Annotated in this window: 11 protein-coding genes (1 of these 11 cut by a window edge); 7 read left to right on the forward strand and 4 right to left on the reverse strand. The window is 34.1% G+C overall.

Annotation, left to right across the window (positions count from 1 at the left end):
- Both X925_RS04555 and X925_RS04560 read left to right on the forward strand, forming a co-directional pair.
- On the forward strand, window positions 1-2,048 hold the 3' portion of the coding sequence (locus X925_RS04555; protein WP_121959258.1) for an AAA domain-containing protein. It extends 1,027 nt beyond the left edge of the window; the window shows 2,048 of its 3,075 coding nt (coding positions 1,028-3,075); the start codon falls outside the window, past its left edge; the stop codon is at window positions 2,046-2,048.
- Between the two features lie 153 nt (window positions 2,049-2,201).
- A complete protein-coding gene (locus X925_RS04560; RefSeq protein WP_121959259.1) occupies window positions 2,202-2,828 on the forward strand; it encodes an SGNH/GDSL hydrolase family protein in 627 nt (208 codons plus the stop codon).
- Here X925_RS04560 and X925_RS10275 read toward each other — a convergent pair.
- Entirely contained in the window at window positions 2,823-2,987 is a 165-nt protein-coding gene (locus tag X925_RS10275; protein ID WP_158245411.1) for a hypothetical protein, read from the reverse strand. The genes X925_RS04560 and X925_RS10275 overlap by 6 nt on opposite strands.
- 323 nt (window positions 2,988-3,310) lie before the next feature.
- Here X925_RS10275 and X925_RS04565 point away from each other — a divergent pair, with 323 nt between their 5' ends.
- The 4 genes from X925_RS04565 (at window position 3,311) to X925_RS04580 (ending at window position 8,218) form a co-directional block, all read left to right on the forward strand.
- On the forward strand, window positions 3,311-5,473 hold the full coding sequence (locus X925_RS04565) for an AAA family ATPase (protein WP_121959260.1): 2,163 nt from the start codon (window positions 3,311-3,313) through the stop codon (window positions 5,471-5,473).
- A 360-nt stretch (window positions 5,474-5,833) separates the two neighbouring features.
- Complete coding sequence (locus X925_RS04570; protein WP_121959261.1) at window positions 5,834-6,859, forward strand: DUF3644 domain-containing protein; 1,026 nt, start codon at window positions 5,834-5,836, stop codon at window positions 6,857-6,859.
- Window positions 6,860-7,462: 603 nt separating this feature from the next.
- Window positions 7,463-7,897, forward strand: a complete 435-nt coding sequence (locus tag X925_RS04575; protein ID WP_121959262.1) for an MOSC domain-containing protein — start codon at window positions 7,463-7,465, stop codon at window positions 7,895-7,897.
- Between the two features lie 120 nt (window positions 7,898-8,017).
- Window positions 8,018-8,218 carry a DUF6440 family protein gene (locus X925_RS04580; protein ID WP_103064580.1) on the forward strand — a complete coding sequence of 67 codons (201 nt, stop codon included), beginning with the start codon at window positions 8,018-8,020 and terminating at the stop codon, window positions 8,216-8,218.
- A 189-nt stretch (window positions 8,219-8,407) separates the two neighbouring features.
- Here the strand turns inward: X925_RS04580 and X925_RS04585 are convergent, their stop codons facing one another.
- The 3 genes from X925_RS04585 to X925_RS04595 all read right to left on the reverse strand — a co-directional run bounded on the left by X925_RS04585 (window position 8,408) and on the right by X925_RS04595 (window position 9,850).
- A complete protein-coding gene (locus tag X925_RS04585) occupies window positions 8,408-8,638 on the reverse strand; it encodes an IS3 family transposase (protein ID WP_121959263.1) in 231 nt (76 codons plus the stop codon).
- 248 nt (window positions 8,639-8,886) lie between these two features.
- The gene (locus X925_RS04590) at window positions 8,887-9,342 is read right to left on the reverse strand and encodes a hypothetical protein (RefSeq protein ID WP_121959264.1); all 456 of its coding nucleotides are present in this window, start codon (window positions 9,340-9,342) and stop codon (window positions 8,887-8,889) included.
- A 19-nt stretch (window positions 9,343-9,361) separates the two neighbouring features.
- A complete protein-coding gene (locus X925_RS04595; protein ID WP_121959265.1) occupies window positions 9,362-9,850 on the reverse strand; it encodes a hypothetical protein in 489 nt (162 codons plus the stop codon).
- 329 nt (window positions 9,851-10,179) lie between these two features.
- Between X925_RS04595 and X925_RS04600 the strand changes: the two genes are divergently transcribed.
- Window positions 10,180-11,829 (forward strand): IS1634 family transposase, encoded by a 1,650-nt coding sequence (locus tag X925_RS04600; RefSeq protein WP_158245412.1) that lies wholly within the window; start codon window positions 10,180-10,182, stop codon window positions 11,827-11,829.
- The last annotated feature ends 626 nt before the right edge of the window (window positions 11,830-12,455 follow it).

Genomic DNA, 12,455 nt, shown 5'->3' on the forward strand with positions numbered 1-12,455 from the left:
ATAAGCTTACATCTGAGCTAAATAAGTATGGCATTATCGTGGCATCTAACAACAATGCTGCGGTCGAAAATATATCTAGAGAGTTACCCCTTGCCGAAGATGTAAAAGAAAGTAATTCAGGATTGTTTGATATTAATGAAAACAAGGATATTTATTTTTCTGATATTGCTAAAACACTTATGAATAACGGTCAAGAATGCTGGGGATTGATTTCTGCACGTTTGGGTAAAAAATCAAATATTAAGGAACTAACACAAGCTCTTTGGTTTAATAAGGAAAATGTTAATTTACAACAGCTATATAAAAAGGAATTGCCTAACTGGAAAGAAGCTAAGCGTGTCTTTAAAAATAAATATAAAGAAGTTTTGAGCTACCGTAAAGAGATAGAAAATACAATTGAAAAAACTAATAAACATAAACAAATTGTCCAAGAATATGATAATGTAAAAGATGTGATGTCTAAGGCAAAAGACAGAATAACTGCACTGGAAGATTTGATTAATCAAAAAATCAAGGAACAAGAAAGTGTTAAGTATCAATTTGAAACGCTAATGGAAAATAAAAAACTTCTAAAAAGTAAACTTTCTTTTTTTAAAAGGATGTTTTCCTTCTTCTTCAGAAAAGATAATATTATATCGCAGCTTAAACAAACAAAAGAAGAGCTAGATGCATTGAAGATAAAACTTACAGATATTAGCTTGGAATTAAGTCGTTTGAAAGTACAATTGGATAAAACAATAGCTGATTATTCCGCTGCACAAAGACATTTTAAAGAAAAAGAAAAAGCATATATAAATAGTTGCGAGTTAATGAAAAAATATAAAGAACAGTTTGGTAACAACTTTGCCGATGAGAAATTCTGGGAAAATATACCGAATAATGAAAGTTCACAAATGGCATGTCCATGGACTGATAAAAACTACGATACCCTTCGGGAAGAGCTGTTTTACTATGCTTTAATGTTGCAAAAAGCATTTATCTTAAACTCAAAAGCTGTGAAACAAAATATCAGTTGCCTTATAAATATGTGGAACGGAAGCTTTTCAGAGAAGGATAAAGTATCAAGCTATGCACACCTTTTAAACACCTTATTTTTAGTTATACCTGTCTTGTCAACTACTTTCGCTTCGGTAGAGACATTTTTAAAATACATAGATAAGAGTGAATTAGGGACTTTGATAATTGACGAGGCAGGGCAAGCTACTCCCCATTCAGCATTGGGAGCTTTATGGCGTACAAGAAAAGCTATTATTGTGGGAGATCCACTGCAGGTAGAACCGGTAGTAACTGTACCCCCAGAACTTTCAAAGAAATTTGCTGAAGAATTCGAAATTCCAGATCAATATAAAGTACAAGAGCTTTCTGTTCAAATATTGGCTGACAGTATAAATCCATACGGAGGGTATCGTGAGTATTCCAGAGAAAAGATGTGGCTTGGATGTCCACTCGTAATACATAGAAGATGCATAGATCCTATGTTTTCAATTTCCAACGAAATAGCATACAACAACAGAATGTTCAAGCAATCAGCAGTGCCAAAACCAGATGTATTGCTATCAATTAAAGAGTCTGTATGGATAGATATTAATGGTAAAGAAAAAGGGGGCAGAGATCACTTTGTGCCCGAGCAAGGAGATAAAGCAATCGAAATAGTACTTAACGCATTTGGATTAAACAACGTATTCCCTAGTTTATATGTTATTAGCCCTTTTAAATCTGTTATCCAACATATGAAAAGGTTACTTAAAGAATCTATTTATACTAATTATCAAAGATATTATAAAAAAAGTCACATTGATAATTGGATTGAGATATCCTGTGGTACTGTTCATACATTTCAAGGTAAAGAAGCGAACGAGGTTATATTCATTCTTGGCTGCGACGAAAAAAGTGGAAGTGGAGCCGCACAATGGGCAGGGAAAAAGCCAAATATACTTAACGTTGCCGTGACAAGAGCAAAATACAGGATTGCAATTATTGGCGATAGCAATTTATGGAGAAAAGTTCCTAATTTTGATGTTGCATATAAAATTTTAAGTAAAAAATAGAATAATTGTCCATACTTGATGCAAAATAGCTCTGGGAACATTCCCAAGAACGAACAAATCAAGTCATCTGCGTTTGGATAAACTGGTTCTTCTGCCAATCTTAGCCTAATGGTATAATAATATAGAAATTAATTCGAAAAAGGAGAGCTTGACATGCTTATAGAAGACAACGCAATAGTCCTGTTTCAAGGTGACAGCGTAACTGACGCAGGTCGAGATTATAACAACGATGATGACCTTGGATTGGGTTATCCTATGATAACGGCATCATGGTTATCAGTTGCACATCCTGCAAAAAACATTAGGTTTATAAACAAAGGAATAAGCGGTAACAGAGTGAAAGATTTAAAGGAACGTTGGATGGGGGACTGTATAGTCTTAAAACCCACCTGGGTATCCATACTCATCGGCATTAATGATTGCTGGCGACGTTATGACAGCGATTACCCAACATCGGTAGAAAAGTTTGAGTCAGATTATCGTTATATTTTGCAAGAAGTGAAAACGCAACTGAACGCTAACCTGATAATATGTGAGCCATTTGTTTTGCCTGTGACAGAAGACCAAGTCAAATGGAGGGAGGACTTAGATCCCAAAATACATGTCGTGCGTAAGCTAGCCTGGGAATTCAATGCTATTTTCGTACCGCTAGACGGAATATTTGCTCAGGCAGCAGCACAAAGAGAACCCAGCTTTTGGCTACCTGACGGCGTTCATCCATCACCTGCCGGGCATGCACTTATAGCACAATCTTGGCTGCAGGCAGTGGAAGCTTTATAAAGGACACGCTAAAATCCGAGTAATTACTTCGCTCGTAGATGGTGACTTTCCCAATATATTTTCTCCTAAGGATACCTGGAAACGACTGATTTGTAATAATCCAAAGCTTACAACTTGAAAAAAAACTATTACTCCGTCCGATAACCATCCTTTAGGCATAACGTCTCTGCTTGCAGCCATTTCATGTGCTGAAATATTTTCAGAGAAAGGCAATTCAAAATATGCACGATTGAGAACTTTTGGTATAAATATTATTAATCTATATTATTAACCTATTTGCGATGGAGCAGCGATAGTGAAAGTTATGGAAATGACCATGCATATCATGGCACGAGTAGTTCATAAGTACTTTTACGCAATGGCGTTTCAATATGGGAAAGGTGTTGCTAAAAATAGGATAAATGTGTCGAGATATAACAATGCAATAAACTATTGGGGCCAATCTCAGATATAAAGCTTACTGAAGGGGGTACTAAACCACCATGATTAAATTCAACTTAATCGAAAATGAGGAGATTTTTACAAGAGACTTTAGATCATTCACTATGAACAACGTAATAGACTTTCCCTCTACTGAACAAATTGTTGCAATTTATGGCCCCAACGGGACTGGAAAAACCTGTTTTGTCAAGGTTTTAGCCGGAGCAAAAGGTACAAAACTAAAGTTTGAGATAGATGGAGTTCCATACAGTTCGGGTTCTACAGTATTTCATGTCATTAATGACCAGAATAACAGAAATATTATCGCTGGCGAAACGAAAGACTTCTTCCTTGGTGACAACATAAAAAAGGAATTTGAACTGCAAAAGTACCTAGCCGAAGGCCGTGAAAAAATTATAGGCGAGATCATACAGAAATTAAAATCAAATCACGGAATTTCTGCTGCAAGCAATCCCTTGCTTTCACTTATAACTAATACTGATATTGCTGAAATTGTAAAGGATATAGTTAATAGTAAGTCAAAGGGTGCAAAATTTTCAACTGAGGTAATAATTAATAAATTTGCTTCTCTTCCATTTGAAAGCATTACTTTAAGTGATGAACAAACGGCAAAACTGACATTTTTAAAATCTGATTATGCAAGCAAAGATTTTCTAATCCAACAAATTGAACAACTGGGATCAAAAACACTTAACTCGAATCCTAATGTTCACGAAATCGAAGAGAATACGGAAGCTATTGGCATACTTAATCGTTTCCATAAGGATCAATGTATAGTTTGTGATACCACTGGTATTGACTGGCAGGCATTGCTGGCGGCTAAAACGGATAATCGTGCAAATGTCTTTGAAGCTATCGATAAAGATATTCAACCACTCATTAAAAAAATTATTTCTTTAGTACCTGCTACAGACCCATTTAACATCAAGGTTATGCTGCTAGATGCAATTAGCAATGGTACGAAAAGAAACATAGACTCACTGATATCGGATTTTAAAACCATTAAAGGAAAATTTGAACGTTTGGTTATTAACGAATTATCAGCGGTTTTTGACAATAGTGATTTGCCAGCAAAAATGAAAGAATATCAAGAATTGATAGATGAAAGACCGGAAATTTCTGAAGAAGATATGCTTTATATTGAAGAAATAATTGGTAATAGCATGAATAAAAAGCTTTCACTGGAACGCGACGAAAATAAAAATTTACGCATTACGTTATCCAACAATGAATTTTTGGGTAAAACGCGCGACCAGTTGCCATTAAGCACAGGTGAGCAAAATTTTTTGTCATTAACATTTGAGTTTTTAAAAGCTAAAAATTCAGCTTGCCCTATTGTTGTTATTGATGACCCTATTTCAAGTTTTGATTCAATATACAAGAATAAAGTTGTATATGCTATTGTAAAAATGCTTCATCATAAAAAACGAATTATTTTAACTCATAACACAGACTTGCTCTGCTTACTTGACAGTCAATACAAAAGATGTTACAAGCTGTATTTGATGAATAATACTGATGGGGAAGAAAACGGTTTTATTCCACTTAATAGCAAAGAACAAGAAATGTTAATTAGCCTCGAAAAATTGCTTGCCACATTCAGAGGACCAATTTTCTATTGTATCCGAGATATTAATATTTTTCTCATTTCAATGGTACCATTTATGCGAGGATATGCAAACATCATCAATAAGGAAACATTGACAGAAAAATTAACTCAGTTGATGCATGGCTATAAGGACGTAAAAGTAGATATTGCCAAAGCTTACATTGAGTTATTTGGAAATAAGGATGGTGTAATACCAGATACCTATGAAGTATCAGTTCCAGATATTTTAAGAAAAACAGTGGATGGTGTAAACATTTTAGATAATTCTAAATATCCCTTATTAGATAAAACTTTACGGCATTCATTCACATACCTATTTTTACGGCTTTTAGTCGAAAAGAAGCTTGTCGAAAAATTTAAAATAGATACTGATCAAAACAAACAGTTAGGTCAAATTATAAATGCGGCTTACCCTGATGAAACGGATATTGCGCAAATACGTAATCGAATTAGACTCACATCTAAGAAGACTTTGATAAACGAGTTTAACCATTTTGAAGGAAATTTAAGTATTTTTCAACCTGCAATTGATATAACGGACCAAGCTCTTAATAAGGAAAAGGTGGATATCACTAATTTTGTAAATAGCTTATAAAATATAATACATTAAAATGCTATAATATTCCTTCTCTTTGGGCGATTGCTGCCAAAGAAATGTTTTATGTAAGGGTTTCTACATTCTATAAGATGAAATCATCGCAAGGGGTATATAATATATTTGATGCTACGAAGGTTTTTGGTTCTGTTACTTAGTAGAGCATAATTTTTAACAATTGAAACTGTTATCCTTTGTAAAAATTTGATGCATCATTGATGATTTTGGAAGACAATTTGCTATATAAATACATATATAAGAATTCATTGAAATTCGTTGCCTTATCTGAACTCTGAGATACCCTACTTCTCAATCTAATCAACAGCGAAATTAGAGTTAGAATGTGAGGGGGCACAAATTATGGACAAAGGTAATACGATTAAAAATCTATTGCAAAATTCTATTGCTGCCTATTTTGCTGCTATTGAGATACATAATAAGCCTAATATTACTTATCGTTACGAAACAACTACCTTGCTGCTCATAAATGCATGGGAATTAATATTAAAAGCTTTTATCAGAAAATATGTGAAAAGCAAAGATATTTTTGAAAATAATCGCCATACAATCCCGTTTAATAAAGCAGTTAAATATGTAAATGATTATTTGAACAAGAAAAAAGCAAATAGTTTTACTGCTATTAAGAAAAATCTATGTATCATAGAAGAATATAGAAATAAAATTGTGCACTTCTATCACGAACCTCTCGAGATGCTAATTTTTTCACTGATTGCGCGTTGTGCATTAAATTACGTTGAATTTGTTAAGGAGCATTTTTCGAGAGACATAATAGTTGAACAAGGGTTATTCATTATGCCTCTAGGATTTAAACAACCATTTAGGCCTGAAGATTTTTTATCTAAAAAAGCAATAGATAACGTTTCTTCTAAGGAAGGAAAGAATTTCATCGATAACATCGTAAAAGTAATCGAAGATCTGAAAGAACAAAATATTGAGGATCCAATTGTTTTACCTTTTAATGTTTATATGGAGAACGTAAAAAAAATAACTAACAGTGATATATTAATTGCATTAACATCAGAAGATAAAGCAGACGCGAAATTAGCAAAAGTGACCAAATATAAGCCAGTGAACGATCCCGGCGCCCAAAAAGTACATTTATCCGATGAAGAAATTATTAATAAATATCCTTTAAAGTACTATGATGTATGGCATATATGTAAAGAAAAAATTCAAGGTTTTAAAAAAAATCAAGATTTTAATAATATTATGAAGGAAATAAAAAAAGATCCAACCTTAAGTTATGAACGAAAACTCGACCCTAAGAGTGAGAGATCTCTCTCACAATATTTCTATTCCGAATCAGTAATAGATGAAATAAAAAAAGAATATAATCAAAGTAATGAACACCATACTCAAACTTAATCTTAACTTTGACCGTTGGACCTTGTTTTTAGTAAACTGAATGTAAAAAAGTGAATTTGTAGGGGTAAAATACCTATTTTCTTCTTAGCAACATTTTTGAAAAGCAGAAAAAGTTGAAAACACTGTTTTCAATTATTCATGCCTGTTTTAAAATTCTTACGTTTTTGTAACTGTCAAACTCAGGAAAATACAGAACCAACCTGACGTAAAAAGACTACAGTAGGCTATGTTTGCCGAAGTGTACTCTGCCGCTGGGATGTACCAGACTGGTACAACATCCTTATTATACTCTCAAGGCACGTTGAATCAGTAATATTGATGACGAGGGTGGGTTAACTACTGCCTACTTCCCTATAGTCAAATTTCACTTAATCCCAAACTGCTTTCTTACCTTATAATAACCAGCTATAAATGGAACTGAGCCGCTTGTGCTAATCTTGGCCTACTGGTATAATAATATGCAAATTAATTAGAAAAAGCTAATCGGTGATATATCAAGGGGTAAAAATAAAAAATTGTTGAAAATTAGCGTAACTGATAATACCCATACCTTCAGAAAAATTCAAAATAGGATTGAAAAAAAGAAAAAAGGAGGAATAGTATATGGCAAGGGTTACGGCAGTTAATATAAGCCAAAAAAAGGGAGTGATAAAGAAATCGATACCTTTGGGATATTTCAAGGAAAATCACGGTCTGATGGGAGATGCCCATGCTGGAGAATGGCATAGACAAGTGAGCCTTTTAGGGCAGGAAAGTATTGATAAGATTGCTGCACTGGGCATCGAAGGCCTTAGTGCGGGAAAATTTGCCGAGAACCTCACGACAGAGGGTATAGATTTATATAAATATCCTGTCGGGACAAAGCTTAAGATAGGCGAGACATTAATGGAAATCACTCAGATAGGCAAAAAATGTCATACAAAATGTGCAATTTTTGAACAAGTGGGTAGGTGCGCTATGCCCTTGGAAGGAGTGTTCACAAAGGTAATAAAAGGCGGATATATACGTCCTGGAGATGAGATAGAGGTCTTGGAATAATTCAGGGTCTTTTCTATTGCGGTCTTTCTGTTAAAATGAATGTAACCAATACTCCTGGCAGATTTTTAGTACCATTTTTAAGTTTCACATCCATACATATTATACGAGGGAGATTTTTATATGTTTAAAAAACAGAAGAAACAGGAACGGTTTGTCATTAAAGAAGAACAATCATTAGGATTAGGTGCTATTTATATCGTTGTTGATACTCAAACTGGAGTTAATTATTTAATGAATACTGGTATTGGGCCAAAGGGTATTACACCTTTATTAGATTCAGATGGTAAAGTAATTGTTGACAAGTTAGGAATCAAGCAATGACGCATATAGTGGCAGTCTGTCTGCTCCCACTTCTGGCGCCGAAACCGTGAGACAGGATATAAGTAGAACATCTCGTATAGTTAAGTTTGTAATTATAAAACTATCTATTTAGGCTGAATTTATCCTAAATTAATGAACCATAATATTAATAGAAACGAAAGATTTTCTGTCCGATTCGTCAGGCAGTTTTTATATTGCTATCTTCATCTTGTAGTATTCAGATGGTGTCATTGCTCCAAGTCTGCGCTGAACCCGTTTATTAACAAAGTAATCCATGTAATTGCTTATTGCTTCAATTAATTCTTCTTTGCTTTGAACTTCTTGCCATAATACATTTCTCTCTTCATAAACTCCCCAGAAGCCTTCCAGCGGTCCATTATCTATGCAGTGAGCTAGTTTTATTATGGTTTCCCAGGGCATACTCTCCGAAAGCTTTGTAGTTATAACTCCACTGCCTTAGACATCTGGGATTAATCCCGTAATTCTTTCCAAGTTTATAAAATGTTAGACACTCTTCATCATGTTCCTTTAAGATAGTTTGTTTCAGCTCTTAACTTTACTTTTTCTTTTTTGACATAAATATGCACCTCATTTGGTTTTTTTATGTTTTTACTGCGTGTTAGATCATAATTAAGTGTCATCGAAATAGGATATTGGTTAGATAGTATTTATGTCTTTGAACTTGATTTGCTTTTTGTTAGTTGAATGTTGTATAATTTATCCACAAGAATATTTATTTCTTCTCTTAATTTTACCATGTTTAAGGTTTCGTATGTTTTCTTTAGTTGAGATTTAGTTTTTTCGCTAACAGTATTGCTTTCAAGCAACCGTTGGTATGGAGTCTTAGGTTTCTCATATTCTTTTTTTATTGTTTTACCCGTGTCGTTCTTTACTTTGTTTTTTAGTTTAAAGTTGGGTATGAAGAAGTTATCTAGTAAGTCTGCTTTGCTGTAAATCTCGTTGAGCAGACTTACCTCTTCTTCACTCTCATACCTGAAATACCCCACCAATTTTCTTACCTTATCCCCGTTCTTTTGTTCCACGTGAGCGTTATCGTTTTTCTTGTAAGGTCTACTTCTTGAAAGATTAACTTCGTTCTTCCCTTTTACCTTTTCAAAAAGCACTTTAAGTATAGTTTTATCGTTATCCTACCTCTTCAAAGGCATATCTTCCAAAGTTTGCTGAAATTGGTACCTTTTGATATATGAACGCATTACCTTTATGCTTCTTTGTAGATACCTTAGGAAATCTACTTACCATTCTTTTCAATGTACCTAAGGATACCTTCTTTGCTTCTTCTGTCTTTGAAAGTTCATACAATGAAAATCTGTTATTCTTTTTCAATTCCTCGATGTATACTTCCAACATCGGATGAAGTTTTTCAGCACAAATACATCCAGATAATCCCCAACATTTCCACAATATCACTTCATGAATAGATTCATACTTCTTCTTTGGTCCTCTTCTCTTTTTTGAATTCTTTTGAGTATCTTTTTCTTGAAACAGATACCTATTCTTATACCTTTCAAACCTTTTTACAGCTGTAGCTCTTTTTACTTTTGTTAGTTCACAATACTTTGAAATAATCTCTGACTTCTCTTTTTTACTTGATTTCAAATATTTTTCTGCCAAACCTTAGACCCCCTTCGGGGCGTTTTCTGGTTAGTTCCATATCGAATGCCTCCATTTTTCCCTTGTCTCCTTTCAAAAAGAGTCAGGGATATGATATCATTTCAAAGACATCGAATTATGATCTAACCAATCTTTTTCACGGACATCTAATATGATCTAATGCGCCGAACGGAATAAAGCGGGTTTGAGGGGATAAAATACATAATTTTTTGAAAAAATTGTTTTGATGTAGTGACACTTTTTTCTCTTTTAATTATATTATTCTCTTGACTTCATAATAGTTATGTGGTATAATATTAAAGACATTATGAAGTTGGGAGATGATTTGGATGTATGTTAGAACCGTAAAAAACAATCAAGGGAAAGAATACTTAAGAATAGTAGAAAGTTACCGTGAAAACGGTAAGAACAAACAAAAGATTATCGCTAATTTGGGTAGAATCGATACTATCAGTAGAAAAGAAGTGGAAAATATTGTCGATAAACTCGTACAGATATATGATATAAAAGGTTATGTGAATTTGAATAGTGTTGAAGAAGCACCTGATAAGAAGAATTATGGGATAAAGGTAATAGTTGATAGATTGTTTGAAAGGTATGAGATGGATAAGTTCTTTGAAAAGATGGATAAAAAGACGAGGTTCGATGTGGAAGATTTGTTGAAAATAATGGTTATGAACAGAATAATAGAACCAAAAAGTAAGTTGGGAATATTCAGCGAGTTAGATTATTACGGATTCAAAAGAATAGATGAGGCAGAAACGGATGAAGAAGGGATAGCCTTACAATGGCTGTACAGAACGCTAGATGTGTTAGCGCAGAAGAAGGAAGAGTTAGAGAAACATCTGTACCGTCAAAGGATGAGTTTATTCAATTCTGTAGTAGATTTAGTGTTTTACGATGTAACGACGTTAGCCTTTGAGACACAACAAACGAACGAGTTACTACAGATGGGGTATTCGAAAGATAAGAAGTTCAACGAATCACAGGTGGTTCTAGGGATGTCGATAGATAGGGATAGGATGCCGGTTAGTTTTGATATATACCCAGGTAACACGTTCGAAGGACATACGTTCAAAGATACGATAGAGGCGATGAAAAAGAGATATCAGTTGGGAAAGGTAATAGTGGTTAGTGATAGAGGGATGATGAGTAGAACCAATATGGAAATAGTAGAGAATTCCGATTACGAATTCATAGTTGGTAAATCGATAAAACAGTTAAAAAAGGTGGATATATCCGATGGAGGATTCACTGAAATAGTAAAAGGGATTGAATACAGAGAAATAGAATACGAAGGTAAAAGATTACTCATAATACATTCAGAGGAAAGGGTAGAAAAAGATAGAAAAGACAGGATTAGATTGATTGAAAAAGCGAAAAAAATGTTGAAAGATGGGAACATAGAAACAAAAAGCAAAAGAGGTGCAAAAAAGTACTTAAAGACAAAGAACGAAGTAGATTATACACTTGATATACAAAAGATAGAAAAAGACGAAAAATATGACGGATACTATGGAATAATAACAAACACACAGTTGAATCCAAAACAGATATTAGAGCAATACCATACCTTGTGGAAAGTGGAAGAAAGCTTCAGAACACTAAAGAATTATCTTGAGACAAGACCAATATTTCATTGGACACAGAAAAGGATAAAGGGACACATTGTGATGAGTTTTGTATCTTACATAATGCAAAGAACGCTAGAATTAGAACTAGAAAGGAACAATATAGAATACTCACACGAAAAGATAAGAGAAGCGATTAAAAACATGGAATACATAGATATTAAAGTCAACGAACAACATTTTGCTATTAGGACTAACATGAATCTTTTGGCTCAGAAGATATTGAAGATACTTAATATACCAATTCCAAAAGTGGTAACACCATATGAGGAATTCATAGAGAAACTAAAACTACAGAACGAAAATAAGGAAATTAAAGGGTTAGAAAGGAGCAAAGCAAAAGTATAAGACTAAAACACTGATAAATAAAGGAAAAGAAAGGCATGTAGTGACACTTTTGAAAAACACAGAAAGCAAAAAACGCTTTTTTGCAGTTATTCATGCCTGTTTTAGAATTCTTACATTTTTGTAACTGTCAAACTCAGGAGCACAAAAGCATATTGATACTGGCCATGTTTTATCACGTAGGAGGTAGATAATTAATTNNATATACTATAGCGCAGAAATCCGAGAATGTCAGCAAATCGCAGGGTTTAAATTCCCCGTCTTTTGCATTCATTACCTTTAGGGTGGTTACAATGGCTATACTGTTTTTGACTTCCTTGTCCAGGTCCTCGATATCTTTTGGCGCTGGTATGAAACTTATATCCGAATCTAAGAGTTTATCATAACCTGCAGCTCTTGAAAGCCAGAGGGCAATCTGGGCTCTTGTAACTGCATCGGATGGTTTTACATCCTCTTTTATCACACCTTGTTTCATTAAAGCTTTCAAGGCGATTCCTTCAGGCGTGGTTTCTACAGCCCCTTCCTCTGTTCTGGACTCTGGCATCGGATAATAATTTGGAGTAAATGCCTTAGTAAGTATTAGTGCAGCCTGGCCTACTGTCACATTTTCACTAACCTCTGGTACCGGC

Source organism: Petrotoga sp. 9T1HF07.CasAA.8.2 (assembly GCF_002895585.1).
Lineage (GTDB): Bacteria > Thermotogota > Thermotogae > Petrotogales > Petrotogaceae > Petrotoga > Petrotoga mobilis.

Bases quoted from the DNA above. Each gene is read 5' to 3' on its own strand.
- X925_RS04560 (WP_121959259.1), top strand. From the start codon at position 2,202: ATGCTTATAGAAGACAACGCAATAGTCCTGTTTCAAGGTGACAGCGTA.
- X925_RS10275 (WP_158245411.1), bottom strand. From the start codon at position 2,987: ATGCCTAAAGGATGGTTATCGGACGGAGTAATAGTTTTTTTTCAAGTT.
- X925_RS04565 (WP_121959260.1), top strand. From the start codon at position 3,311: ATGATTAAATTCAACTTAATCGAAAATGAGGAGATTTTTACAAGAGAC.
- X925_RS04570 (WP_121959261.1), top strand. From the start codon at position 5,834: ATGGACAAAGGTAATACGATTAAAAATCTATTGCAAAATTCTATTGCT.
- X925_RS04575 (WP_121959262.1), top strand. From the start codon at position 7,463: ATGGCAAGGGTTACGGCAGTTAATATAAGCCAAAAAAAGGGAGTGATA.
- X925_RS04580 (WP_103064580.1), top strand. From the start codon at position 8,018: ATGTTTAAAAAACAGAAGAAACAGGAACGGTTTGTCATTAAAGAAGAA.
- X925_RS04585 (WP_121959263.1), bottom strand. From the start codon at position 8,638: ATGCCCTGGGAAACCATAATAAAACTAGCTCACTGCATAGATAATGGA.
- X925_RS04600 (WP_158245412.1), top strand. From the start codon at position 10,180: ATGTATGTTAGAACCGTAAAAAACAATCAAGGGAAAGAATACTTAAGA.